The 24,652-nt window shown below is 64.8% G+C and carries 21 protein-coding genes; 12 read left to right on the top strand and 9 right to left on the bottom strand.

Annotated features, from left to right (window positions below; genetic code table 11):
• Positions 1–85: 85 nt before the first annotated feature.
• Positions 86–508 carry an organic hydroperoxide resistance protein gene (locus tag GB927_RS18845; protein ID WP_256118732.1) on the bottom strand — a complete coding sequence of 141 codons (423 nt, stop codon included), beginning with the start codon at positions 506–508 and terminating at the stop codon, positions 86–88.
• Between the two features lie 115 nt (positions 509–623).
• Between GB927_RS18845 and GB927_RS18840 the strand changes: the two genes are divergently transcribed.
• From GB927_RS18840 to rnd, 6 genes are all read left to right on the top strand, one after another.
• Entirely contained in the window at positions 624–1,115 is a 492-nt protein-coding gene (locus GB927_RS18840; protein ID WP_256118731.1) for a MarR family winged helix-turn-helix transcriptional regulator, read from the top strand.
• 102 nt (positions 1,116–1,217) lie between these two features.
• Complete coding sequence (locus tag GB927_RS18835; RefSeq protein WP_256118730.1) at positions 1,218–3,170, top strand: sensor histidine kinase; 1,953 nt, start codon at positions 1,218–1,220, stop codon at positions 3,168–3,170.
• Positions 3,139–3,516 (top strand): response regulator, encoded by a 378-nt coding sequence (locus tag GB927_RS18830; RefSeq protein WP_256118729.1) that lies wholly within the window; start codon positions 3,139–3,141, stop codon positions 3,514–3,516. The genes GB927_RS18835 and GB927_RS18830 overlap by 32 nt, the downstream gene beginning before the upstream one ends.
• Positions 3,517–3,616: 100 nt before the next feature.
• The gene (locus GB927_RS18825) at positions 3,617–4,852 is read left to right on the top strand and encodes an MFS transporter (RefSeq protein ID WP_256118728.1); all 1,236 of its coding nucleotides are present in this window, start codon (positions 3,617–3,619) and stop codon (positions 4,850–4,852) included.
• Between the two features lie 84 nt (positions 4,853–4,936).
• Positions 4,937–6,322, top strand: a complete 1,386-nt coding sequence (locus GB927_RS18820; protein ID WP_256118727.1) for a multicopper oxidase family protein — start codon at positions 4,937–4,939, stop codon at positions 6,320–6,322.
• A gap of 229 nt (positions 6,323–6,551) precedes the next feature.
• Complete coding sequence (gene rnd / locus GB927_RS18815) at positions 6,552–7,697, top strand: ribonuclease D (RefSeq protein WP_256118751.1); 1,146 nt, start codon at positions 6,552–6,554, stop codon at positions 7,695–7,697.
• Positions 7,698–7,700: 3 nt separating this feature from the next.
• On the opposite strand, the gene GB927_RS18810 is transcribed toward rnd, so the two are convergent.
• A complete protein-coding gene (locus GB927_RS18810; protein WP_256118726.1) occupies positions 7,701–8,108 on the bottom strand; it encodes a DUF2000 family protein in 408 nt (135 codons plus the stop codon).
• On the opposite strand from GB927_RS18810, the gene GB927_RS18805 reads away from it, so the two are divergent.
• Both GB927_RS18805 and GB927_RS18800 read left to right on the top strand, forming a co-directional pair.
• Positions 8,107–9,000 (top strand): AraC family transcriptional regulator, encoded by an 894-nt coding sequence (locus tag GB927_RS18805; protein ID WP_256118725.1) that lies wholly within the window; start codon positions 8,107–8,109, stop codon positions 8,998–9,000. The two genes, GB927_RS18810 and GB927_RS18805, sit on opposite strands and share 2 nt — an antisense overlap.
• Before the next feature lie 94 nt (positions 9,001–9,094).
• Entirely contained in the window at positions 9,095–10,453 is a 1,359-nt protein-coding gene (locus GB927_RS18800; RefSeq protein WP_256118724.1) for an esterase-like activity of phytase family protein, read from the top strand.
• 60 nt (positions 10,454–10,513) lie between these two features.
• Here GB927_RS18800 and GB927_RS18795 read toward each other — a convergent pair whose 3' ends face one another.
• The 6 genes from GB927_RS18795 to GB927_RS18770 all read right to left on the bottom strand — a co-directional run bounded on the left by GB927_RS18795 (position 10,514) and on the right by GB927_RS18770 (position 17,785).
• Positions 10,514–11,338 carry a calcium-binding protein gene (locus tag GB927_RS18795; RefSeq protein ID WP_256118723.1) on the bottom strand — a complete coding sequence of 275 codons (825 nt, stop codon included), beginning with the start codon at positions 11,336–11,338 and terminating at the stop codon, positions 10,514–10,516.
• A 75-nt stretch (positions 11,339–11,413) separates the two neighbouring features.
• The gene (locus GB927_RS18790; RefSeq protein ID WP_256118722.1) at positions 11,414–11,998 is read right to left on the bottom strand and encodes a DUF922 domain-containing Zn-dependent protease; all 585 of its coding nucleotides are present in this window, start codon (positions 11,996–11,998) and stop codon (positions 11,414–11,416) included.
• A gap of 8 nt (positions 11,999–12,006) precedes the next feature.
• A complete protein-coding gene (gene ppx / locus GB927_RS18785) occupies positions 12,007–13,527 on the bottom strand; it encodes an exopolyphosphatase (RefSeq protein ID WP_256118721.1) in 1,521 nt (506 codons plus the stop codon).
• 11 nt (positions 13,528–13,538) lie between these two features.
• Positions 13,539–15,701 (bottom strand): RNA degradosome polyphosphate kinase, encoded by a 2,163-nt coding sequence (locus GB927_RS18780; protein ID WP_439655514.1) that lies wholly within the window; start codon positions 15,699–15,701, stop codon positions 13,539–13,541.
• A gap of 215 nt (positions 15,702–15,916) precedes the next feature.
• Positions 15,917–16,612 (bottom strand): DnaA regulatory inactivator HdaA, encoded by a 696-nt coding sequence (hdaA, locus tag GB927_RS18775; RefSeq protein WP_256118720.1) that lies wholly within the window; start codon positions 16,610–16,612, stop codon positions 15,917–15,919.
• A gap of 15 nt (positions 16,613–16,627) precedes the next feature.
• Positions 16,628–17,785 carry an AI-2E family transporter gene (locus GB927_RS18770; protein ID WP_256118749.1) on the bottom strand — a complete coding sequence of 386 codons (1,158 nt, stop codon included), beginning with the start codon at positions 17,783–17,785 and terminating at the stop codon, positions 16,628–16,630.
• A gap of 195 nt (positions 17,786–17,980) precedes the next feature.
• Between GB927_RS18770 and purM the strand changes: the two genes are divergently transcribed.
• Together purM and purN are read left to right on the top strand one after the other, a co-directional pair.
• Positions 17,981–19,054, top strand: a complete 1,074-nt coding sequence (gene purM / locus GB927_RS18765) for a phosphoribosylformylglycinamidine cyclo-ligase (RefSeq protein ID WP_256118719.1) — start codon at positions 17,981–17,983, stop codon at positions 19,052–19,054.
• Positions 19,051–19,719: a phosphoribosylglycinamide formyltransferase gene (purN, locus tag GB927_RS18760; RefSeq protein WP_256118718.1), complete on the top strand. Its 669-nt coding sequence runs from the start codon at positions 19,051–19,053 to the stop codon at positions 19,717–19,719. Before purM ends, purN begins: the two co-directional genes overlap by 4 nt.
• Before the next feature lie 144 nt (positions 19,720–19,863).
• On the opposite strand, the gene GB927_RS18755 is transcribed toward purN, so the two are convergent.
• Positions 19,864–20,640, bottom strand: coding sequence for a L,D-transpeptidase (locus GB927_RS18755; RefSeq protein ID WP_256118717.1), 777 nt, complete (start codon positions 20,638–20,640; stop codon positions 19,864–19,866).
• A 237-nt stretch (positions 20,641–20,877) separates the two neighbouring features.
• On the opposite strand from GB927_RS18755, the gene GB927_RS18750 reads away from it, so the two are divergent.
• A complete protein-coding gene (locus tag GB927_RS18750) occupies positions 20,878–22,266 on the top strand; it encodes a methylmalonyl-CoA mutase family protein (protein ID WP_256118716.1) in 1,389 nt (462 codons plus the stop codon).
• A gap of 229 nt (positions 22,267–22,495) precedes the next feature.
• On the top strand, positions 22,496–24,628 hold the full coding sequence (gene scpA, locus GB927_RS18745) for a methylmalonyl-CoA mutase (RefSeq protein ID WP_256118715.1): 2,133 nt from the start codon (positions 22,496–22,498) through the stop codon (positions 24,626–24,628).
• Positions 24,629–24,652 lie beyond the last annotated feature (24 nt).

Below are 24,652 nucleotides of genomic sequence, written 5' to 3'. Positions count from 1 at the left end.
GTTCATTTCGCGCTGCCGATGGTTCAAATAAAAAAGCCGCCCGGATCGCTCCGGGCGGCTTTTTCATTTCTGGCTGCGGTGACGATCAGACCACGGTGGTCTTGACGTCGAGGTTGTTGCGGGTGGCGTTGCTGTAGGGGCAGACGACGTGTGCCTTCTTGGCGAGGTCTTCGACCACGGCCTTGTCGACGCCGGGCACGGAGATTTCGAGCGAGGCTTCGAGGCCGAAGCCGCCGCCATCCTCACGCGGGCCGATGCCGACGGTGGCGGTGACCTTGGCGTCGTCCGGGATCTTTACCTTTTCCTTGCCGGCGACGAACTTCAGCGCGCCGAGGAAGCAGGCGGAATAACCGACCGCGAAGAGCTTTTCCGGGTTGGCGCCGGTGGCGCCGTCGCCGCCGAGTTCCTTCGGCACGGTCAGCGTGACGTCGACGGTGCCGTCCTCGGTTGCGCCATGGCCGGCGCGGCCACCGGTTGCGGATGCTTTGGTCCTGTAGAGAATGGGCATTGGAATGTCTCCTTCCGGGTTTCGTTGATGATGGAAACTAGATAGCGTAAAATTAGATTGCGCGCAATATGATTTTGCACATTGCAAAAATTTTGTTTTCTGCGATACTGTCACCATGAGCGACAAACGTGACGAAGCTGAGACGGATGGCATTCCGGCAGGTACGCTGGCCCTCGACCAGCAGCTCTGCTTTGCCGTCTATTCCGCGGCCCATGCGCTGAACCGCACCTACAAGCCGCTGCTCGACCCCTACGGCCTCACCTATCCGCAATATATCGCGCTGATGACGCTGTGGGAGAAGGACGGCCGTACGGTGAAGGCGCTCGGTGCCAAGCTGGGCCTTGATTCCGGCACGCTCTCACCGCTGCTCAAGCGGCTGGAGGCGGCCGGCTACATCCACCGGGCGCGCGACAAAAGCGACGAACGGCAGGTGCTCATCACGCTGACCGACAAGGGCCGTGCGATGAAGAAGGATGCCGTGGCGATCCGCATGGAGATCGGCAAGGCGACCGGCTGTTCGCTGGAGGCGCTCCAGGCGCTGACCATCGACCTGCAGGCGCTGGCCGGGCGGCTGGAGGCCGATCAGGCCCATGACGACGCCGCCTGAAAAAGTCGGATTTTACCGGATGCTCTCCCTGCGGGACCTGTTCGCCATGCAACCTTCGCGCTAACGTGCGCGCGGCGGAACGGAACGCCGAAGGGGACAAGCTTGAACCTCACATGGTCCTGGCAGAAGGCGAACGTTGCGGCGAGCCTTTGGTGCATCGCCGTGGGCGTGGCGATGATGGCGCTCTGGCTGGCGGAACCCGCCGGCTTGGCGGCGCGCGCGCCTTGGCTCTTCGGCATGAAGTTCAATGCAGCGCTGGCCTTCGTCGTCGTCGGCGCAGCGCTGGCGCTTTCCGCCCGCGGCGTGCGCACCCTGCCCGCGGTTCTGATGGTGCCGGTCTTCGTCTATGGCGCGCTGGCGCTGTCGCAGCACCTCTTCGGCATCGATGCGGGCATCGACACGCTGCTCGACACGCCCTTCGTCGATATCGGCACCAGCCTGCCGGGGCGGATCGCGCCCAATACGGCGCTGTGTTTCATGCTGGTCAGTGCTGCGCTGGCGCTGCGGGCGCTCAGGCAGAAGAACGACATCCTCCAGGTGGCGCTCGGCTTCGCCACCTTCATCACCGCCGCCGCCGCCCTCATCGGCTATGCGATCGCGCTGGATTTCGCGCATGACTGGATCCGCTTCACGCGCATGTCGTTCCAGAGTGCGAGCTGTTTCGTGGCGATCGGCATCGCGCTCATCTTCGTCGGCACGGAGGCGATCAGCTACCACCGGCTGACGCTTGCCGGCGTGCTCGGGCTCGTCACCTACCTCATCCTGCTGACGATGGCCTATTACGAGCTGTCGCGCTACGAGGCGGCCTTCGGCATCACCTTCTCCTCCACCGGCCCCGATGCGCGCTCCACCCTCTCCTCGCTGGTGCTGATCTCCGGCACGCTCTACGGCGCGCTGATCATCCATCTCTACTTCTCCTCCCGCCGCGCGCGCGACATGGCCGCCGATCTCGCCGAAAGCCGCGGCCGGCTCGGCGCCATCATCGACAATGCGGTGGACGGCATCATCACCATCGACGACCGCGGCTTCATCCTCTCCGCCAACCCCGCCTGCACCCGCATCTTCGGCTACGCGCCCGCGGAGATGGCCGGACGCAACGTGAAAATGCTGATGCCGGAGCCCTATCACAGCGCCCATGACGGCTATCTCGGCAACTACAACCGCAGCGGCGAGGCCAAGATCATCGGCATCGGCCGCGAGGTAGAGGGCCGGCGCAAGGATGGCTCCGTCTTTCCGCTCGACCTCGCCGTCGCCAAGGTGGAGCTCAACGGTGCGACAATCTACAGCGGCATCGTGCGCGACATTTCCGAGCGCAAGGCCAACGAGCGGGCGCTGATCGAGGCCAATGCGGAACTGGAGGAATTCGCCTACCGCACCTCGCACGACCTGCGCTCGCCGATCGCCTCCTCCATGGGGCTGCTGACCATTTCGCGCGAGATGCTTTCGGAAGGGGACCTGCCCGCGCTCGGCCAGACGCTGCAGCGCATGGAGCTGAACTTCCGCCGCCTCGACCACCTGATCCAGAACATCATCACCATCACCCGCACGCGGCTGATGGAGGAGGACGACCGGCCGATCGACCTTCGCGCGCTCGTTTCCGAAGCGATCGACGCGCTGTCGCATCTCGACGATACCAAGCGCATCCGCATCGAAAATCATGTGCCTGCGGAATTGACAATCGTCAGCAAGCCGTCGAAATTCCACGTCATTGTCGGCAACATGCTGTCCAACGCGGTCAAATATCATGATCCGAAGGAGGCCGAGCCGGCGATCGACGTCCGTGCCTTCCGCTATGCCGGCAAGATGCGGCTGTCGGTGGAGGACAACGGCCTGGGCGTTCCGCCCGCAAGCCGCCATTTGTTGTTCAAGATGTTCAAACGGCTGCACCCGAACCGGTCCTTCGGCAGCGGGCTCGGCCTCTACATATTGAGAAAGAGCGCGGAAGCCCTCGGCGGCGCCGCCCTTTATGAAGCAAGAGATAAGGGCAGCCGGTTCATCATCGAACTGCCCGATGGGGACCATCATGAAGATCAACTCGATCCTGGTCGTCGATGACGACGAGAACGACCAGTTCATCTGCGAATACACGATCCGCAAGTTCGACCCGTCGATCCTTATCCTGAAGGCGTTCGACGGCTCGGAGGCGCTCGACATCCTGCACCGCGAGACGCCCAACGCCATCATCCTCGACATCAACATGCCCGTGATGAACGGTTTCGAGTTCCTCGACCGCTATGCGCAGGAATTTGAGGTCCACGCCCCCGTCGTCGCCATGCTGACGAGCTCCCACCTCGGCAAGGACCGCGAGCGGGCGATGCAGTACAGCTTCGTGAAAAGCTATTTCGAAAAGCCCCTGCAGGCCGATCACCTGCGCGTCATGGCGGATCTTTTGCGGGGCTGAGGCCGGCCTTCGCGGTGTCGACCCCGTTTGCATACAATTCCGTCACCGTGTAGCGCTTTCGCCCCTCCCATTCCGCAAATCCTTCGCCATAGTGGCGCGCATGTCCACGATTCGTCCGCTGATTCCCCTTCTCATCACCGCAGGCATCCTGATCGGAGGGAACGGGCTGCAGGGCACGTTCATCGCGCTGCGTGCCTCGCAGGAAGGTTTTTCCACCTCCGTCATCGGCTTCGTCGGCGCGGGTTATTCCATCGGCTTTGCCATCGGCTGCATCTATGTGACGCGTGTGCTGCGCGCCATCGGCCATATCCGCACCTTTTCCGCCATGGCGGCGATCGCGTCGGCGTCCGCCATTGCCATGGTTCTCATCATCGATCCGATCTTCTGGTTCGCCATGCGGCTTGTCGCCGGCATCTGTTTTGCGAGCCTGTTCGCCACCGTCGAAAGCTGGCTGAACGCCTCCGTCACCAATGCCAACCGGGCGCGCACGCTCTCCGTCTATCGTCTCGTCGACCTCGGATCGGTCACGGCGGCGCAATATCTCATTCCCGGCATCGGCATCGGTGGTTTCGAGCTTTTCGCCATCGTCGCCATGGCGCTGTCCCTGTCGCTCGTGCCGATCTCGCTTGCCGACCGCTCCAGCCCGACCGTGCCGGAGGCGATCCGCTTCGACGTCAAGAAGCTCTGGAACATCTCGCCGCTCGCCACCATCGGCTGCATCGTCGTCGGCCTCACCAATGCCGCCTTCCGTAACCTGGGACCGATCTATGCCCACGATATCGGGCTGTCGGTGACGGCGATTGCGAGCTTCATGAGTGCGGGCATCGTCGGCGGTGTGGTGCTGCAATATCCGCTCGGCATCTATTCCGACCGGCTCGACCGCCGCCTGATCATCCTGGTCGCGACCTTTGGCTCGGCGCTTGCCGCCCTCTACCTCGCCGTCTTCGCCGGCGGCGACGAGCTCAAGAACCTCATCGGCATCTTCGTCTTCGGCGCCTTCGCCATGCCGCTCTATTCGCTGTGCTCGGCGCATGCCAACGACCATGCGGGCGAAGGCGAACACGCGCTGGTCTCCGCCGGCATGCTGTTCTTCTGGTCCTGCGGGGCGATCATCGGCCCGCTCTTCGCCTCTGTGCTGCTGCAATTCTTCGGGCCGCAGGCGCTGTTCCTCTACACCGCCGTCATCCTCGTCGCCTTCATGGTCTATACGGCCGTGCGCATCAGCGCGCGCGCCGCGGTGCCGGCGGGCGCACGGCGCAGCCGCTTCCGCAACCTGCTGCGCACCTCCTTCTTCTTCAACAAGCTCGCCGACAAGGACCGCAACGGCGAACACTGAAACTGCGGCAATCTGGTCGCGACGCGCTTATTGCTGAGCGACGGCCTCAGGTTTAGAAGCGGGTGACGCACCGGAGGGACCGCCATGCTGACACGCCGCACGCTATTGAAGGGCGCACTCGTCGCCGGCGCCTATGCCGGCGGGATCGGCCTTGCGGGACGTTTTGGCGGACTGGCGAGCGCGCAGGCGGCGACGACGCTGGTGGCCCGCCCCGGCGAGGCGATGATCACCGACACGGGGCCGACCAGGGGCATCATGACCTATGGCGACGCCGAGGTGCCGCCGATCCTGCGCACGCGGCGCGGCGAGGCCTTTGCACTCAGACTCGACAACAAGCTCGACGAGCCGACCACCGTGCACTGGCACGGCCTGCGCATCGACAACAGGATGGACGGCGTGCCCTTCCTGACGCAGCCCTATGTCTATGGCGGCGACGGTTTCGACTATGCCTTCACCCCTCCCGATGCCGGCACCTTCTGGTATCATCCCCATTGCAACACGCTGGAGCAGATGGGCCGCGGTCTCGCCGGCGTCATCGTCGTGGAGGACCCGGCGGACCCCGTTTTCGACGCCGAGATCGTGCTCAACCTGCGCGACTGGCGGCTTGGCGGCGATGGCCAGTTCATCGCCCAGTTCAAGCCGCGTGACGCCGCCCGCGCCGGCACCTTCGGCACCGTGCGCACCGCCAACTGGCGGCAGTCGCCTCAATATGACGCGCCGGCCGGCGGCCTCGTGCGGCTGCGGCTTGCGGCAACGGACGTCACCCGCATCCTGACTCTGCAGATCGAGGGCGCGGATGCTGAGGTCATCGCGCTCGACGGCAACCCGGCAGCGACGCGCTTCGCGCTCGACCACCTGATGATCGGCCCCGGCCAGCGGCTCGATATCGCGCTGCGCATGCCCGACGCTGAAGGCGCCGTCGCAATGCTGAAGGACCTGCGCGGCACCAAACCCGCAACACTCGCCACCTTCCGCGCCGTCGGCACCTCGCTGAAGCGCAGCACCGGCGACCTGCCGGCGTTGGCGGCCAATCCCCTGCCCGAGCCGGACCTTTCGGCGGCGACCGAAATCCCCTTCATCCTCAGCGCCTCGGCGGAAGAGCGCCCGAAGGACGGCATCTGCGGTTCGCTCGGCTATAATTTCTGGGCCATCAACCGGGTGCCCTGGGCCGACGACAGCGGTGATCCGACCGCGCCGCTTGCCGAGATGAAGGCGGGCAGGACCTATATCTTCAATGTCGAGAACCCGACGCCGCAGGTCCACCCCCTCCACCTGCACGGCCTCGCCTTCCGGCCGATGAATTCCAGCAAGCAGGCGATCCGCCCGCATTTTTCCGACACCTACCTCATCCTGCCCGACGAGAAGGTGCAACTGGCCCTCGTTGCCGACAATCCGGGCGACTGGGTGTTCCACTGCCACATCATCGAACACCAGAAGACCGGCATGACGAGCTATGTGCGGGTAACGTAGGGCTTTTTCAGAGAGCGGGACGTTGCCCCACCCTCCGCGTCATCCTCGGGCCTGACCCGAGGATCCATCGGTCACCCGCGGCATGGATGCTCGGGTCAAGCCCGAGCATGACGGTGGAGAGGGAGTGCCGACCTCCAAGGTCAAGTTTTCGATTGTGGCAAAACCGTGGAACGTCTAAAGCTGCCCGATCAAAAATTTCAAGAAAAGCCCGCCCGAGTCCAATATGCAGATCATCGAGACCACCGCAGCCCTTCGCGACGCCTGTGAGACGCTTGCCCGTTCCGAGTATCTGACGATCGACACGGAGTTCCTGCGGGAGACGACCTTCTGGCCGGAACTCTGCCTGGTGCAGCTGGCGGGGCCCGAACTGGAGGTGATCGTCGATCCACTCGCCAAGGGCCTCGACCTCGCCCCCTTCTTCGAGCTGATGGCGAATACGGCGGTGCTGAAGGTCTTTCACGCCGCGCGGCAGGACATCGAAATCATCTTCAACCGCGGCAATCTCATTCCGCATCCGATCTTCGACACGCAGGTCGCCGCCATGGTCTGCGGCTTCGGCGACAGCGTCTCCTACGACCAGCTCGTGCAGAAGATCAAGGGCGTGCATATCGACAAGTCCTCGCGCTTCACCGACTGGAGCCGCCGGCCGCTGACCGAAAAGCAGCTCGAATATGCGCTGGCCGACGTGACGCACCTGCGCGACGTCTACCTGGCGCTGAAGGAAAAGCTCGACGAGGCCGGCCGCTCGCTGTGGCTGACCGAGGAAATGGCGGTTCTCGAATCGCGCGAGACCTATGACCTGCATCCGGATGACGCCTGGAAGCGGCTCAAGATGCGCGTCAAGAAGCCGATCGAGCTTGCCGTGCTGCAGAAGGTCGCCGCCTGGCGCGAACGGGAAGCGCGCAATCGCAACGTCCCGCGCTCGCGCATCCTGAAGGACGACACGATCTACGAAATCGCCCAACAGCAGCCGGCCGATGCCGAAGCGCTCGCGCGGCTTCGCACCATCCCCAAGGGCTGGGAGCGTTCGCAATCGGGTGCCGCGCTGCTGGAAGCAATCGGCGAGGCGCTGGCGATCCCGAAGACCGACCTGCCGCGCCTGCCCCGCCAGAGCCATGTCCCGGAGGGGGCTGCCGCCGCCAGCGAAATGCTGAAGGTGCTCTTGAAGATCGTCTCCGAGCGCGAAGGTGTCGCCGCGAAAATCATCGCCAATACCGACGACCTCGAAAAGATCGCCGTCGACGGCGAGGCCGCCGAAGTCGCCGCCCTCCATGGCTGGCGCCGCGACCTCTTCGGCGACACCGCGCTCAACCTGATCGGCGGCAAGGTGGCGCTCCGCTTCGTCGACAAGAAGATCGAGGCGGTGGAGCTCTAAGCTTTACGCGTGCAGCTTTGCGCCCTTGGTAATGCGGTCGACGGTTTTCTTGTCGGCGTGCAGCGCGATGCCGACGACCCTGGCATTGTCCGGGCCGAACTCGGCGAAGACGGCGCGGTTGGCGGCGTCGTGGCCGGTCGAAAACATTTCCTCGATATAGACGGAGGCCGCGACCTCCCGCTCCAGCGCGCGGGCGTGGATCTTCGACAGCGTCGCGCCATCCGTGGACAACACGATGATCGGCTGGATGCTCAAGGCGTTGTAGACATTGCCGGTGGCATCGCGGTAGGATTCGCCGATCAGCTCCGGTTTCTGGCCGATGATGCCGCTCGACAGGAACGCGGTGACATTCAGCTTCTGCCAGACCTCCAGATCCTCGCGCAGGACCACGGCGAACTTGGTATCGAACATGCAGGTATACTCCCGGGAAAAGGCTGCGGACCATTCCGCGGCCAATGCGATAGCAGGCGCGGTCGAGACATCGCTTGAACGTTCGTGCGCCGGGCAGGACCGCATCGTCGTGGCGCCGGAGCTTGCCGGCATCGAGCGCATCGAGGCGCGGTTTCGCGGCAAGGGCTTCGAGCCGCACCGGCACGATACCTATGCGCTCGGCGTTACCATGGCCGGCATCCAGACCTTCCGCTATCGCGGCGAGGCGCGCTTCAGCCCGCCGGGAAACGTCATCGTGCTGCATCCAGACGAGGTGCATGACGGCGGCGCTGCCACCGATGACGGGCTGACCTACCGCATGATGTATATTCCGCCCGAGCGCTTCCTGCCGGCGACGGCGGCGCGCGGGCGCACGCTGCCCTTCGTCGCCTCGCCGGTGGTCGACGATCCGCGGCTGGCGGGTTTGCTGCTCGAAGCCATCGGCAGCCTGGACGAGACGATCGAGCCGCTGAAATTCGACGAGCTGGTGGGCGAGATCGCCAGCGCCCTGCTCGACCATGCCGGCGCGCCGCAGGCCCGGGCCGGGCGGCTGGCGCGGCCGGAAGTGCTGCGGGCTTGCGATTTCCTGCGCGAAAACCTCTGCCGGCAGGTGAGCGCGGGCGACCTTGAAGCGGTGACGGGGCTCGACCGTTTCGCCTTGGCCCGCCAGTTCCGCCAGCTGCTTGGCACCAGCCCGCACCGCTATCTCGTCATGCGCCGGCTGGAACGTGCAAAGGGACTGATTTCCGCCGGCGAAAGCATTGCGGAAGCCGCGTTTGCCAGCGGCTTTGCCGACCAGGCGCATCTCAACCGGCACTTCAAGAAGGCGCTTGGCATGACGCCCGGCCGCTTTGCCGCGCTTTCGGCCGCCTGAGCCGGAGCGTCACGAAAGCTACAAGCAACTGTCAAGCGACGGTCATCTCCGCCGCCTATCAACTGGCATCGTTTTGCCAATTGAGGGGCCGATTATGACCAAACACCTTTTCACCACCGCAGCGCTCGCGCTGCTGATGACGACCGGCGCGATGGCGCAGGAGAAGGAATTTCCGGCGACACTGAAGGCCCATGCGATCCTTCCGGCCAACACGATCATCGCCGCCCCGACGGATGCGGCCAACTACCTCAAGACCTCCGGCAAGTTCTCCACCGCCGACCGCAAGCGCGTCGAGGCGCTCGGCACCGTGATGGGCAAGGACGGCGTGCGCGAGACCGGCCTTGCACTGCCCTTCGACGGCCAGCCGATGCAGGGCTTTTCGGGCATCAAGTCGATGGAGGACGGCACGTTCTGGTCGCTCTCCGACAACGGCTTCGGCGCCAAGCTGAACTCGACCGATGCCATGCTGATGATCCACAATGTGCGCTTCGACTGGGACAAGGGCACGCTGGAGCCGGTGAAGACCGTGTTCCTCTCCGACCCGGACAAGAAGGCGCCCTTCCCTATCGTCATGGAAGGTGCCGCCACGCGCTACCTCACCGGCGGTGACTTCGACGTCGAATCCATCCAGCCGGTGGCCGATGGCTTCTGGATCGGCGAGGAATTCGGCCCCTACATCCTGAAATTCGACCTCGACGGCAAGCTGACCGACGTGATCGCGACGGAAGTTGACGGCAAGCCGGTGACCTCGCCGGACAACCCGACGCTCGCCGTCCAGGCCGATCCGTCCAAGAAGATGCCGGTCTTCAACGTCAAGCGTTCCGGCGGTTATGAGGGCCTCGCGCTCTCGAAGGACGGCTCGAAGCTCTACGGCCTGCTGGAAGGCCCGCTGTGGGTGGATAACGAATCCGTCGAGCAGGCGGACGGCCGCCCGGCGCTGCGCATCATCGAGCTCGACGTCGCTTCCAAGGCCTGGACCGGCCGTAGCTGGCTCTATCCGCTGGCCGAAGGCGGCGAGGCGATCGGCGACTTCAACATGCTGGACGGCACGACCGCGCTGGTGATCGAGCGCGACAATGGCGTCGGCACCGCCGACAAGGCCTGCGCCGACCCCAAGGACCCGAAGCCGGATTGCTTCGCCGTCGCTTCCAAGGTCAAGCGCATCTACAAGATCGCCATGACCGACGAGAATGCCGGCAAGGCCGTGCGCAAGATCGGCTATATCGACCTCTTGAAGATCGCCGACCCGGACAACAAGAAGCGCCAGGGCGGCGGCGAAGGTTTTTACGACATGCCCTTCGTGACGATCGAGAACGTCGATCGCGTCGACGAGACGCACATCATCGTCGGCAACGACAACAACCTCCCCTTCTCCGCCGGCCGCGCGCTGGACAAGGCCGATGACAACGAGTTCGTGCTCATCGAAGCGGGCGACCTGCTGAAGGCCGAGTGATCTTTTGCCAAAACGAAAAAGGGGCGGCCTCGTGCCGCCCCTTTTGTTTGTCCGGCAGTTTCAGAGGATGAAATCGCCCGCCTTGAACGTGATGCTCGCATCGACGAGGATCGAGAAATCGGCTTTGCCGTCGCCATTCAAGTCGCCGTGGATGAGCGTGTCGCCGCCCTTCTTTTCGAAGCGCAGTTCGCCGGCCTTGTTGTGGAAAGCGTCGGTGCCGATGAACTTGAAGGCCTGGTCCCCGCCGGCCTTCGTGCTGGCGTCGATGGCCGTGAGGTCGATCTTGTCCTTCTGCGACCGGCTGAAATCGAGGATCGTGTCGCGGCCGCTTGCCGCGACCGTCGAATCCTTGATCGACTTGAAGATGAACGTATCCGCGCCGCTGCCGCCGGTGAGCCGGTCGCCGCCGGCCCCGCCGTAGAGTTTGTCGTTGCCCGCGTCACCTTTGATAATGTCCTTGCCGCCGCCGCCGGACAGCACGTCGTTGCCCTTACCGCCCATCAGGACGTCGGCATATTTCGTGCCGGAAATCTTGTCGTTGCCGGCGAGAAAATAGGCCAGCGCGCCCTTGGAATCCCCGTTGATATAAAGGTCGAAGATCTTTTCGGCCGAGAGCTTCAGCCCGCTTGCGGCGAGCAGCTTGACGCCGTTGATCGCGATGTCGATCTTCGTGACGGTGCCCGCCGTGACGTCCTGCAAGGCGCCGCCCGGCGCGTCGTAGCGAATGCCGCTGCCGGAGAAGCTCGTATAGTTGCCGTCGTCGTTGTAGAGCCGGACGGAGGACCTGTCGGCGCGCCAGAATGAATAGTCGCCGAGTGCGGCAATGTCGATTGCCGAGAGGTCCACACCGCCGCCGCCAATGGGTTGCGTCTTGAAAGTCGCCATGTCGAACTGTCTCCCCTAATGCGCGGAGACACTACCTGAGATTGCGCGGCAAATACATCCCCGCAAAGGGAACGTTCAGCGTGGATCGACCAGTTGCAGGATGAGCTGGTGCACGTTGCCGCCGTCGGTGAGCTCGACCTGATCGAAATCGCGGCTGCGGGCGCGTTGCGCATTCGAGAGTTCGCCGAGCTTCGTCTGGAGCTGGCTGCGGATCTGCTTGCAGTTCGGGTCGTTTTCGACCGTCAGGCCGACGCTCACCGTCTCGATCTGCCGCACCATCTCCTTGATGAAATCACCATGGACCTTTTCATGCGCGGTCACACCCGTGATGAAGGTGTCCCAGCGGCTTTTCAGTGGCTCGGAGAGCTTCGATTTCAGCTTGGGCAGCGTGTAGGTGATGATGAGTTTCGGCTTGTTGACCGTGATGACGCAGGCATCGCCCTGGCGCTCGTATTTGCGCGTCCAGGTCAGCTTGAAGCCCGTATGGGCGATGACGCGGCCAAGCCCGAGTTTCGGGCCGCGCGCGCCGATCGACTGGTAGATTTCTAGGCCGGTCGATCCCTGCACGGTGTAGGGCTCGACGCGCTCCACCGCCTGCCAGTCCTGTGCCGCGACACTTCCAGCAAACAGCAAGCCGACGAGAAGGAATGCGCCTCTCACGGTCGGCCTCACAGGAACCGGAAGGCGAGTTTTTTGCCGGTCAGGCGGGCAAGCTGCTGGAGGCGGCCGTCGAGGCGTTCGCCGGCAAGCTCGGCATAGTCCTGCGGCACGGCCAGCTCAAGATCGGTGTCCGGCAGGGTCGACTTGCGGAAGGCGAGATGCGGTACGACGCCGGGCATGGAGGCCGAGAACGGATAGACGACGCGCAGCAGGGCGCCGACGAGTTTTGCCAGTTCCCGCAGGCGCGGGGTCGCGATGCTGGCAAGCGAGCTGCTCACCGCATCGTCGTTGAGGCCTTCGAAACGGTAGTAGTTGGTGAGCGCGATGAAGGCGCGGCCGGGATGGGTGATGCCGATGAAGGTGCCGTGGGCGATGAGGTTCAGCGCCTGGAGGCCGCGATAGTCGGGATGCGCGCGCCAGCTGATATCGGCGAGCAGGCAGGCAGCCTCGCGGTAGCGGCGCTCTTCCTCGGTCTCGGTGATGCCGAAGAGCGGCATCATGCGGCCGGTCCATTCGGCAAGCTCGCGGGCGTGCTCGGGCGAGCGGGCGCGCAGGATGGCGAGTTCGCTTGCGGCGGCCAGCAGCGGGTCGCGCGCCTTTTCGCGGTCGGCCAGCAGCGAATAGAGATAGCCTTCGCGCACGCCCTGGGCGGAGAAGAACACCCGCGACGGCTTCATGATGGCGATCGTCTCCTGCATGGCGACGGCGCCGAAGGGCAGCAGGTTGCGGCGGCCCTTGGAGATCGCGGAATAGGCCGGATCCTTCTGGTCCTTCGCCGTCACGATATCGGTCAGGAAATCCATCGCGTCGGTGAAGCTGAGCTCGTAGCCCTGGATCATGTGCAGCGGATAGTTCTGCATTTCCATGTGCAGGGCGCCGATGGAGCGCCAGGTGCCGCCGACGGCGTAGAAGGCGCGGCCGGTGCCGTTCTTCAGGAGATTGGCGGTGCGCAGGTATTTGCGGGCGACGATGCGGGCCTGGGCGGGCGAACCACCGGAGGCTTCCGACAGGCGGATGCCGCCGAGCGGCAGCGTGATGCCCTTGCCGATCGTGCCGCCGACCACGTCGACCAGTTCCAGCGAGCCGCCGCCGAGATCGCCGACGATGCCGTCGGGATCATGGAAGCCGCTGACGATGCCGAGCGCGGAGAAATAGGCTTCTTCCTCGCCGGTCAAAACGCGGACCTTCTGGCCGAGGATCATTTCCGCCTGGTGGATGAAATCGGGGCCATTTTCCGCCTCGCGCGCGGCCGCGGTCGCCAGCGCGAACATGGTGGAGGCGCGGGCCTGCGCGGACAGCGCCTTGAAACGGTGGAGGGCCGCAAGCGCCCGCTCGACGCTCGCCTGGTCCATGCGGCCGGTCTTGGCAAGGCCCTTGCCGAGGCCGCACATGACCTTCTCGTTGAACAGCATGGCCGGCGAACGGCTCATGCCCTCGTAGATGACGAGGCGAATCGAGTTGGAACCGATATCCACGACTGACACCGGGGCAATTCCAGGCAACCGCCCCTGCGCTTCAGATTCGACCATGTATATCCGTTTTATTTCTTCCGGCGGCCTTGCCAGCCCGCGATCGCCTTCGGTGCGGAGGACTTCAGGGCTTCACCCCGGCCGGAGAGGCTGGGATTGGTCATGAAGTAGTGCTGAGCGTTGAACGGCTCGGCTCCGGGCTGCACTTCCATGCGCCGGGACGTTCCATCCGGAAGGATTTCGTAGCTCTGCTGGTTATCGATGAGATTGCCCAACATGATCTGCGAGAGAACCTGCTCATGCACCGTCCGGTTGATCAGAGGCACAAGTGTCTCGACCCGCCGGTCCAGGTTTCGCGGCATCATGTCCGCGGAGCCTATATAGACCAGCGCTTTATCGGAGGGAAGCCCGTGGCCGTTGCCGAAGCAGAAGATGCGGGAGTGTTCGAGGAAACGGCCGACGATGGATTTGACGTGGATATTGTCGGAAAGGCCCGGAACCTGCGGACGCAGGCAGCAGATGCCGCGCACCACGAGGTCGACTTCCACGCCGGCCTGGCTCGCGCGATAGAGCGCGTCGATGATGTCGGGATCGACCAGCGAATTCATCTTCATCCAGATCGCCGCCGGCGCGCCGTTCCTGGCATGCGCGATCTCCTCCTCGATGTGGCGGATGATTCGCGGGCGCATCGTATAGGGCGAGAAGGCGAGCTTCATGCCGGCTTCCGGTTCGCCATAGCCGGTGATGAAGTTGAAGATGTTCGCCATGTCGCTGGCGATCGTCGGGTTGCAGGTGAAGAAGGACAGGTCCGTGTAGATCTTCGCGGTGATCGGGTGGTAGTTGCCGGTGCCGAGGTGGCAATAGGTGCGAAGCCTGCCCTCCTCGCGGCGAACCACCATCGACATCTTGGCATGGGTCTTCAATTCGATGAAGCCGAAGACGACCTGCACGCCGGCACGTTCCAGGTCGCGCGCCCAGCGGATGTTGGCCTCTTCGTCGAAGCGGGCCTTGAGTTCCACCAGCGCCGTCACGGACTTGCCGGCCTCGGCCGCGTCGATCAGCGCGCGCACGATCGGGCTGTCGTTTGAGGTGCGGTAGAGCGTCTGCTTTATCGCCAGAACGTCAGGATCGCGCGCAGCCTGGAGAAGGAACTGGACCACCACGTCGAAGCTTTCGTAGGGGTGGTGGACGACCATGTCCTTTTCGCGGATGGCGGCGAAACAGTCTCCGGCATGCTCTCGGACGCGTTCGGGAAATCGGGCGTTATAGGGCTCGAACCTCAGATCGTCGCGCGGCGCCTTGGCGATTTCCGACAGCGTGTTGAGCGCGAGCAGGCCCGGCAGGATGGCGACGCGGTTGTCCGGCACGCCGAGTTCGCCGACGACGAAACGGCGCAGCGATTCCGGCATTTCCGAATCGGTCTCGATGCGGATCACCGAGCCGCGGCGGCGGCGCTTCAGCGCGGTCTCGAAGAAGCGCACGAGGTCTTCGGCCTCTTCCTCCACTTCGATATCGCTGTCTCGAATGATGCGGAACGTGCCCGAGCCGCGCACGATGTAACCGGGGAAAAGCTTTCCGATGAAGAGGCCCACGGCATCTTCCAGCGTGATGTAGCGGATCGCGCCCTTGGAATCCGGCAGGCGGACGAAGCGGTCGAGCGCCACCGGCAGGCGCAAGAGCGCCGTCATCGGCTCCTTGCCCGTCGTGCTGTCGAGCTGGAGGCCGATCGAGAAGCCGAGGTTCGGGATGAACGGGAACGGATGCGCCGGGTCGATCGACAGCGGCGTCAGCACCGGGAAGATCGACTGGGTGAATTCCTGCTGCAGCCAGATCTTGTCGTCGCTGGAGAGCGCCGTCGGACGGACGATGAGGATGTCTTCCTTGGCGAGGTACTGCTGGAGCACGGCAAGCGAGGCCTGCTGCTCCATCTGGAGATTGTCGATCTCCTTCAGGATGTCGTCGAGCTGCTCGGCCGAGGTTTTTCCATCGGGGCTGCGCACGCCAACGCCCTGGCGCACCTGGCCTTCGAGGCCGGCGACGCGCACCATGAAGAATTCATCGAGGTTGCCGGCGGAAATCGACAGGAAGCGCACGCGCTCCAAGAGCGGATGGGCGGTGTTCAGCGTCTCTTCGAGGACGCGGCGATTGAACTGGAGCCAGGAGAATTCGCGGTTGATGAAGCGCTCGGGGCTCGCCATCAGGGCCGTAACGTCGATGGTCGCGCCTTCCGGCAGCGCCGCGTGCTCGACAGGCTTTTCCTGGGAGAGGCCCGTCTTTTCTGGGGAGAGGTCCGTGTTCGCAGTATCCATTGGAATGTCCCGCCCCCTTTGCCGTCAGACCGGCCGCATGTTCGGCGCGGTCTCGAACGGAAGAACAATTTTCACTTTAACGCGAAGCGCTTAGCGCAGTTTGACGACAGAACTGTGACAGTCAATCCTTGCCGCGGAAACTAGCCGGAAGTTTCCTCCCCGCCCACCATTTCGCCCAGGACCTCCTGCGCAAGCGCGCGCGTGATGCGGCTGCCGCGGGCGAGCGCCAGGCGATCGAGGCGTTCCACGAGCGTCTGTGCCGCCTCCAGCGAACGCTCCATGCGCGCCACCATGTAGGCCACCAGTTTCTCGTCGACGAAAAGCTGGCGATCGGCGAACAGCTTAACGATGACCTGTGACAGCAGTTCGTCATCCGGCTCGCCGATCTCCACCACCGTCGCGGCCTTGAGGCGCGAGCGCAGGTCCGGCAGGTCGACCGCCCAGGACATAGGCCAGAGCCTGCTGGTGATGAGCAGCGTGTGGCCGTGCTGGCGCACATTGTTGATGATGTGGAAGAGCGTGCGCTCGTCGAAGCCGTTGCGGTCGGCATCCTCGATGAGCACGGGGCCATGCTCGGCCGCTTCCTCGGCGCCCGTGCCGGCCCTCGCCTCGACGGCAATGGCGCCCGCCTTCTCGCGCCAGATGGCGGCGAGGTGGGATTTTCCCGAGCCGACCGGCCCGGCGATGATGACCACGGGTGCGGGCCACTGCGGCCAGGCGTCGATCATCGCGACGGCGGCGTTGACGGGCTCGGCAACCAGCAGGTCGTCGCGGCCCGTCGCGGGGTCGTGCCTGAAGGCCAGCGGCAACTGTTCGGCGGTCTTGCGCGATGTCATTGGTCTACTCGGGTACTAACTCTTTGTTCGGACGCGCTTTCGGGTGGGAGGCGCGCCATCGTCCGGCATGCTTTCTTCCAGGAGAACCGGCTTGCTGGTGCCATGATAGAGGTCGCTGTCAAGGTAACGCTCCAGGCCGAAGCGGACAAGCACGCCGACGGCAGCGGCGGCCGGCACGGCGATCATCAGCCCGACGAAGCCGAACAGCGCGCCGAAGGCGACCAACGCGAACATCAGCCAGACCGGATGAAGGCCGACGCGCGAGCCGACGAGCTTCGGCTGCAGGATGTTGCCCTCGATGAACTGGCCGACGAAGAAGATGCCGGCGACGAGGATGACCATCCAGTAATCCGGCCAGAACTGCACCAGCGCCACGCCCACCGACAGGGTGAGGCCGACCAGCGAGCCGACATAGGGCACGAAGCTGATGAGGCCGGCGAAGAGGCCGATCAGCAGGCCGAAATTGAGGCCCGCAAAGGACAGGCCGATGCCGTAGAACAGGCCGAGGATGATGCAGATGGAGCCCTGCCCGCGCACGAAGCCGGCGACGGAGGCGTTCATTTCCGAGGCGAGACGGCGGACATTGGCGACATGGTCGCGCGGCACCCAGCTGTCCACCTTGGCGATCATGCGGTCCCAGTCGAGCAGCAGGTAGAAGGCGACGACGGGCGTGATGACGAAGAGCGAGGCGATGTTGACGAGCGCCATGCCCGAATTCCACACCTGCTTCATGACCGTGCCGAGCAGGCCCGCGCCCTCGGCGAGGATGGCGGAGAAGTTCGCCTTGATCGTGTCCATCTGGCTGCTGATCCAGGAGGGCAGCAGGTCCGGGTTGAAGCCGGCGATCTGGGCTTGCAGGCTGGTGATGTAGCCCGGCAGCTTTTCGAAGAAATCCGCGGCCTGGGTGGCGAGAAGCGGAATGATGATCATCAGCGAGAGCGCAAGCAGGATGACGAAGACGATGAGGATGACGACCGTCGCCATCATGCGGCTCAGGCCCCAGCGTTCCAGCCGGTCGGCCACCGGATCGAGGAAATAGGCGAGCGCCATGCCGGCGATGAAGGGCAGCAGGATATCGCTGAACACCATGAGGAAGAGCACGAAGAAGCCGAGCGCGATGAGCCAGAAGACCACCTGCCGCTTCAATCCCGCGCCGCTGATATGGGCTGCCATAACGCTCATTCCCTTTATTCCTTCGGTGCAGAGGAGATAGGATGCCCGTGGGAGACAGGTCAAGGCTCGGCGGCCGCAAGCGCCGGCATCACGGGTAAATCGGTGAAAAAATCCCGGTTTTCCCGGCATTGCGCTTGCACTTGCCGCCCCGCCATGCCAATCGGGCGCGAACAGCGAGAAGCCGGAGACGAGACGATGAGCCAGTCGGAAAAGAACGGTCTGACCTACAGCGACGCAGGCGTCGACATCGACGCGGGCAACCTGATGGTGGAAAAGATCAAGCCGGCCGTGCGCTCGACGCGCCGCCCGGGTGCGGATGGCGAGATCGGCGGCTTCGGCGGCCTGTTCGACTTGAAGGCCGCAGGCTTCACCGATCCGGTGCTGGTCGCCGCAAACGACGGCGTCGGCACCAAGCTGAAGATCGCCATCGATGCCGACCGCCACGACACCGTCGGCATCGACCTCGTCGCCATGTGCGTCAACGACCTCGTGGTGCAGGGCGCAGAGCCGCTCTTCTTCCTCGACTACTTCGCCACCGGCAAGCTCGATCCCGACCAGGGTGCCGCCATCGTCGAAGGCATTGCCGAAGGCTGCCGCCAGGCCGGCTGCGCGCTGATCGGTGGCGAGACCGCCGAAATGCCCGGCATGTATTCGCATGGCGACTATGACCTTGCCGGCTTTGCGGTGGGTGCCGCCGAGCGCGGCAAGCTGCTGCCGGCCGGCGACATTGCGGAAGGTGACGTCATTCTCGGCCTCGCCTCCTCCGGCGTGCATTCCAACGGCTATTCGCTGGTGCGCAAGATCGTCTCGCTCTCCGGCCTCGCCTGGGATGCGGAAGCACCCTTCGACGCGTCCAGGAGCCTCGGCGAGGCGCTGCTGACGCCGACCAAGATCTATGTGAAGCCGCTCCTCAAGGCGATCCGCGAGACGGGTTCGATCAAGGCGCTGGCGCATATTACCGGCGGCGGTTTTCCGGAAAACATTCCGCGCGTGCTGCCGAAGCATCTGGCCGCCGAAATCGACCTCGACGCCGTCAAGGCGCCGACCGTGTTCTCCTGGCTTGCCCGCACCGGCGGCGTGGAAGCCAAGGAAATGCTGCGCACCTTCAACTGCGGCGTCGGCATGATCGCCGTCGTGCCGGCCGACAAGGCCGACGAGGTTGCCGCCGTGTTGTCGCGTGAAGGCGAGACCGTCTTCTCCCTCGGCCGCATGGTCGCGCGCGAAGAGGGTGCCGCCGGCACGATCTACAAGGGCACGCTCGCCCTATGAGTGGAGCGGCCCGCAAGCGCGTCGTCGCCTTCATCTCCGGCGGCGGCTCCAACATGCTGGCGCTGGCGAAGGCCGCCGAGGCGGCGGATTTCCCGGCGGAGATCGTCGCGGTTTTTTCCGACAAGGCGGAGGCCGGCGGGCTTGCGAAAGCAGAGGCGCTCGGCATTCCCGCCCGTGCCTTCCTGCGCAAGGATTTTTCCAGCAAGGAAGCCCACGAGGCCGCCATTCTGGAGGCGCTCGACGCGCTGTCGCCCGACCTTATCTGCCTCGCCGGCTACATGCGCCTGCTCTCCGGCACCTTCATCAACCGCTATGAAGGCCGCATCCTCAACATCCACCCCTCCCTGCTGCCGCTGTTCCCCGGCCTGCACACGCACCAGCGCGCCATCGACGCCGGCATGCGGATTGCGGGCTGCACGGTGCATTTCGTAACCGAGGGCATGGATGAAGGCCCCGTGGTGGTGCAGGCCGCCGTGCCGGTGCTGCCGGGCGATACGTCGGATACGCTGGCCGGACGGGTGCTGACCGTCGAGCACCGCAGCTATCCACTGGCGCTGCGGCTCGTCGCCGAGGGCAAGGTGCGCATGGAGGGCGGCAAGAGCGTCTCAAGCGGAGACCTGCCACAGATCGACGGCGCGCATCTGATCTCGCCGGCGGCGGTTTAACGCCCTATTTCGGCCCAGACCTTTACCCACCCACCAACGTCATCCTCGGGTTTAACCCGAGGAACCATCCGCGCCCGGAACATGGATGGTCGGGTCAAGCCCGACCATGACGGAGGAGAGGTTGGCGGGAGACGGTGTCAGTGATCAAATGACCAGAATCGGCGCCTTGCCCTTCACGCGATCGTAGAGGTCCATGACATCCTGGTTGAGCATGCGCACGCAACCCGATGAGACGGCTTTGCCGATCGATTTCCATTCCGGCGAGCCGTGCAGGCGGTAGAGCGTGTCCTCGCCGTTCTGGAAAATATAGAGCGCGCGGGCGCCGAGCGGATTGTTGAGGCCGCCGGGCATGCCGCCGTTGGCGCCGGAATATTTCACCAGTTCCGGCTGGCGCGCGACCATCTCGTCCGGCGGCGTCCATTTCGGCCAGGCCTGTTTCCACTGGATGACGCCGCGGCCCGACCAGGCAAAACCCTGCCGGCCGATGCCCACGCCATAGCGCATGGCGCTGCCGTTCGACTGGATGAGATAGAGGAAGCGGTTGCCCGTATCGACGATGATCGTGCCCGGCTTTTCGGCAAACGGGCTCTCGACCTCCTGGCGGTAAAAGCGCGGGTCGATCTGCTGATAGGGCACGGCCGGCACCTGGTAGCCGCCATCCGAAACCGACGCGTAGATCGAGGCGTAACGCGAGGATTCGGGCAGCAGGCCCGAGGGCGGCGTCTGGCCGTAAATGCTGATGGGGCCTCTGCCGTCGATATATTCCGGACGGCCTTCCAGCGCGGGATTGCGGAAATAGGGCCGCGTCTCCTCGCGGAAACGATCCGTATTCATGGACGAGGTGCAGCCGGCGAGACCCGTCGCCATGGCAAGGCCGGAGAACTGCAGGAAGCGGCGGCGGGAAAGCGCGGTGTCGGTCATGGGGGGCGTCGATATCCGTTTTGCGGAAGCCTAGAATGGAGCGAGAGGCTGAATCACTAACTAACGAAATGCCAATTAGGTCCACAACCCTGCCCCAATTGTGGCAATTGCGGCTGACCTCAGGCTTACGCGCGTTGTTTTCTTGCCGACTGTGGCTTGCCGCCACTCTACCAAAGTGGCGCTTTACGCTGTATCCCCGATGGATAGGAATGCCGGGACAGGGGAGTGCGCGACGGGATGGACGCGAGCATCTTGAAGGAAGCGGGGTTTGCGCCCGTCGACGAGGCGGCCTGGCGCAAGCTTGCGGAAAAGGCGCTGAAGGGCGCGGATTTCGAGGCGACGCTCGTCTCCCGCACCGACGAGGGCCTCGAAATCCGGCCGATCCATGCCCGCCGGCAAGGCGCACTGCCCCTCGCCCACAACCACGCCGCCACCCCGCATGCCGGCGATGCCTGGACCGTCAACCAGCGCCGCGACGATGCCGACCTGACCCGCGCCCGCGCGCAGATGGCCGACGATCTCGAAAACGGCGCGACCGGCATTTCGCTGGTCTTCGCCGGCAGTGCCGCCGCGCACGGCACAGGCATCCGCGCCAACAGCGACACCGCCTTCCGCAAGACTGCCGCCTCTCGTGCCGCGGCACCCTTCTCGCTGCGCCTCGAAGCCGGCTTCGCCGATCGTGCGCTTGCCGCAACCCTCGCTCGCGCGCTCGACGAGGCGGGTGCGCATGGCGCGCCGGTGCATTTCGGGCTCGATCCCTTCAGCTGTTCCTCACCTGAAACAGGAGATTCCGCCGCTGCCGCCAAGGCCTTGATGGAGTTCGGCTTTTCCGGAACGATCTTGAATGCCGACGGCCGGCCGGCGCACAATGCGGGGGCGGGCGAAGCACTGGAGCTTGCCATCGTCGCGGCGGCGCTCGCGGAAAATCTCCGCCTGCTCGACGCGGCGGGCGTAGCGCCCGAAACGACCTTCGCCGCGACCTCGCTGTCGCTCGCCGCCGATCAGGACCAGTTCCTCACCACCGCAAAATTCCGCGCCGCACGGCTGATCCACGCGAAGATGCAGGCTGCCTGCGGCATCTCCGAGCCGAAGCCCGCCCATCTCCACGCCGAGACGAGCTGGCGCATGCTGACACGGCGCGATCCGGAGACCAACATCCTGCGCAACACCATCGCCGTCTTCGCCGCCGGCACCGCGGGTGCGGACGAAATCACCGTGCTGCCGCACACGCTGGCGCTCGGCGTGCCGGACCCCTTCGCGCGCCGCATTGCGCGCAACACGCAGGTGGTGCTGATCACCGAAAGCAACCTCGCCCATGTCGTCGACCCCGCCGCGGGTGCCGGTGGTATCGAGGCGTTGACGGATGGGCTGGCTGAGAAGGCGTGGGAGATGTTTGCGGGCATCGAGAAGCAGGGCGGGCTTTCGGCGGCTATTGCTTCGGGGGTGGTGAAGGGGCTGGTAGAGGCGGCGCGGGGTGCGCGGCGGGCGAGGCCGATTGTCGGGACGACACTATTTCCGGTGAACCAGGAGCGGGTGTTCACAGTGCTGGGAGCGCTGAGCGCGCCGGCATCATCGGGCGGGCTTTCGCCGGTGCTGCTTGCCGATCTGGCGGAGGTGTCGGCGTGATGCGAGTGGATTTCAAACGCACTGCGCGTGGGTGGATCCTCGGGTCAAGCCCGAGGATGACGGAGTTTGGGGTTACGGTCGTCGATAACGGCAAGCGCCTAGGCTCGTTGCGCGGTTCCTTGAGGCACCCTGGCACTCCCTCTCCTACGTCATCCTCGGGCTTGACCCGAGGATCCACCCGCGAGCACAGCGTGCGCCTCCCTGCACCACGCACCGCAGGAGCCGCCGCATGAGCCGGATCCCCGATTTCTCCACCATCGCCTGGTCGAAGCCAACCACCCCCACAGCCCCCACCGGCGAGGCCGCCTGGCTCACCCCGGAGGGCATCACCGTCGCGGGCGCCTATGGCGAGGCGGACCTTGCCGGCCTTTCCTATCTCGACACTTGGCCCGGTGCCGCGCCCTATCTGCGCGGTCCCTACCCCACCATGTATGTCCAGCAGCCCTGGACGATCAGGCAATATGCCGGCTTCTCCACCGCGGAGGAATCGAACGCCTTCTACCGGCGCAACCTCGCGTCCGGCCAGAAGGGCCTCTCCGTCGCCTTCGACCTCGCCACCCATCGCGGCTATGACAGCGACCATCCGCGCGTGGCCGGCGATGTCGGCATGGCGGGCGTGGCGATCGATTCCATCCTCGACATGCGCCAGCTCTTCGACGGCATTCCACTCGACGAGATGAGCGTGTCCATGACCATGAACGGCGCGGTGCTGCCGATCATGGCGCTGTTCATCGTCGCGGCGGAGGAACAGGGCGTCTCCGAGGACAAGCTGTCCGGGACCATCCAGAACGACATTCTGAAGGAGTTCATGGTCCGCAACACCTATATCTACCCGCCGCAGCCCTCGATGCGGATCATCTCCGACATCTTCAGCTATACCAGCCGGCGCATGCCGAAATTCAACTCCATCTCGATCTCCGGCTACCACATGCAGGAGGCCGGCGCGACGGCAGACCTGGAGCTCGCCTACACCATCGCCGACGGCATCGAATATGCCCGCGCCGGGGTCGCCGCCGGGCTCGACATCGACACCTTCGCGCCCCGCCTCTCCTTCTTCTGGGCGATCGGCATGAATTTCTTCATGGAAGTCGCCAAGATGCGCGCGGCGCGCCTGATCTGGGCCGCACTCATGAAGAAGAATTTCGCGCCGAAGGATGCCCGGTCGCTGGCGTTGCGCACCCACTGCCAGACCTCCGGCTGGTCGCTAACGGCACAGGACCCGATGAACAATGTCATGCGCACCATGGTGGAGGCGATGGCGGCGACGCAGGGGCATACGCAATCGCTACACACCAATTCCTTCGACGAGGCGCTGGCGCTGCCCACCGACCATTCCGCCCGCATCGCCCGCAACACGCAGATCCTGCTGCAGAAGGAAAGCGGCACGACGCGCATCATCGATCCCTGGGGCGGCTCGGCCTATATGGAGCGGCTGACGCACGATCTTGCGGCGCGTGCGCTCTCCCATATCGAGGAGGTGGAGGCGCTCGGCGGCATGGCGAAGGCGATCGAGAAGGGCATTCCGAAGCTCAGGATCGAGGAGGCCGCGGCCCGCACACAGGCGCGCATCGACTCGGGCCAGCAGACCGTCGTCGGCGTCAACTTCTCGCGGCCTGAACGCGATATCGAGGTAGACGTGCTGAAGGTCGACAATTCCGAGGTGCGCGCCCGCCAGCTCTCCAAACTCCAGCAATTGAAGGGCACGCGCGACACGGCGGCGGCCGAAAGCGCGCTCGATGCCCTGACCGACGTGGCGAAGAGCGGCGACGGCAACCTGCTGGAATTCGCCGTGAAGGCGGCCCGTGCCCGGGCGACCGTCGGCGAGATCGCCTATGCGCTGGAAAAGGCGTTCGGGCGCCACGTCGCGGAGGTGCGCACGATTTCCGGCGTCTACCGCAAGGAGATGGGCGCCAACGACCGGGCCTTCAACGCCGCCGTCGACAAGGTCGCGGCCTTCGAGACGCTGCGGCGAGAAAAGCCGTCCATCCTCGTCGCCAAGATGGGGCAGGATGGGCACGACCGCGGGCAGAAGGTCATCGCCACCGCCTTTGCCGATCTCGGCTTCAATGTCATCGTCGGCGCCATGTTCCAGACGCCGGACGAGGTGGCGGAACTCGCCATTCGCGAGGGCGCGCATATCGTCGGCGCCTCGTCGCTCGCCGCCGGGCACCTGACACTGGTGCCGGAACTGAAGGCGGCCCTTGTGAAACGCGGCGCGCGCGACATGCTGATCGCGGTCGGCGGCGTCATCCCGCCGCAGGATTTCCCGGCACTGGAACAGGCCGGCGCCGATGCGATCTTCCCGCCCGGCACGGTGATCGCCGATGCCGCTTCGGCATTGATCGACCGGCTGCTCGCGTGACTTTGTGAACGCTGTGTCAATCGG

The sequence above is a fragment of the Shinella lacus genome (assembly GCF_010994755.1).
GTDB classification, from domain to species: Bacteria; Pseudomonadota; Alphaproteobacteria; order Rhizobiales; family Rhizobiaceae; genus Shinella; species Shinella lacus.
The sequence above is the reverse complement of the archived record's forward strand: the minus strand, read 5'-3'. Positions and strand labels throughout refer to the sequence as shown.

Excerpts from the sequence above, each read along its gene's own strand:
- GB927_RS18845 (WP_256118732.1), bottom strand. The coding sequence starts at position 508 with ATGCCCATTCTCTACAGGACCAAAGCATCCGCAACCGGTGGCCGCGCC.
- GB927_RS18840 (WP_256118731.1), top strand. The coding sequence starts at position 624 with ATGAGCGACAAACGTGACGAAGCTGAGACGGATGGCATTCCGGCAGGT.
- GB927_RS18830 (WP_256118729.1), top strand. The coding sequence starts at position 3,139 with ATGAAGATCAACTCGATCCTGGTCGTCGATGACGACGAGAACGACCAG.
- GB927_RS18825 (WP_256118728.1), top strand. The coding sequence starts at position 3,617 with ATGTCCACGATTCGTCCGCTGATTCCCCTTCTCATCACCGCAGGCATC.
- GB927_RS18820 (WP_256118727.1), top strand. The coding sequence starts at position 4,937 with ATGCTGACACGCCGCACGCTATTGAAGGGCGCACTCGTCGCCGGCGCC.
- GB927_RS18805 (WP_256118725.1), top strand. The coding sequence starts at position 8,107 with ATGCAGGTATACTCCCGGGAAAAGGCTGCGGACCATTCCGCGGCCAAT.
- GB927_RS18810 (WP_256118726.1), bottom strand. The coding sequence starts at position 8,108 with ATGTTCGATACCAAGTTCGCCGTGGTCCTGCGCGAGGATCTGGAGGTC.
- GB927_RS18800 (WP_256118724.1), top strand. The coding sequence starts at position 9,095 with ATGACCAAACACCTTTTCACCACCGCAGCGCTCGCGCTGCTGATGACG.
- GB927_RS18795 (WP_256118723.1), bottom strand. The coding sequence starts at position 11,338 with ATGGCGACTTTCAAGACGCAACCCATTGGCGGCGGCGGTGTGGACCTC.
- ppx (WP_256118721.1), bottom strand. The coding sequence starts at position 13,527 with ATGGTCGAATCTGAAGCGCAGGGGCGGTTGCCTGGAATTGCCCCGGTG.
- hdaA (WP_256118720.1), bottom strand. The coding sequence starts at position 16,612 with ATGACATCGCGCAAGACCGCCGAACAGTTGCCGCTGGCCTTCAGGCAC.
- GB927_RS18770 (WP_256118749.1), bottom strand. The coding sequence starts at position 17,785 with ATGGCAGCCCATATCAGCGGCGCGGGATTGAAGCGGCAGGTGGTCTTC.
- purM (WP_256118719.1), top strand. The coding sequence starts at position 17,981 with ATGAGCCAGTCGGAAAAGAACGGTCTGACCTACAGCGACGCAGGCGTC.
- purN (WP_256118718.1), top strand. The coding sequence starts at position 19,051 with ATGAGTGGAGCGGCCCGCAAGCGCGTCGTCGCCTTCATCTCCGGCGGC.
- GB927_RS18755 (WP_256118717.1), bottom strand. The coding sequence starts at position 20,640 with ATGACCGACACCGCGCTTTCCCGCCGCCGCTTCCTGCAGTTCTCCGGC.
- GB927_RS18750 (WP_256118716.1), top strand. The coding sequence starts at position 20,878 with ATGGACGCGAGCATCTTGAAGGAAGCGGGGTTTGCGCCCGTCGACGAG.
- scpA (WP_256118715.1), top strand. The coding sequence starts at position 22,496 with ATGAGCCGGATCCCCGATTTCTCCACCATCGCCTGGTCGAAGCCAACC.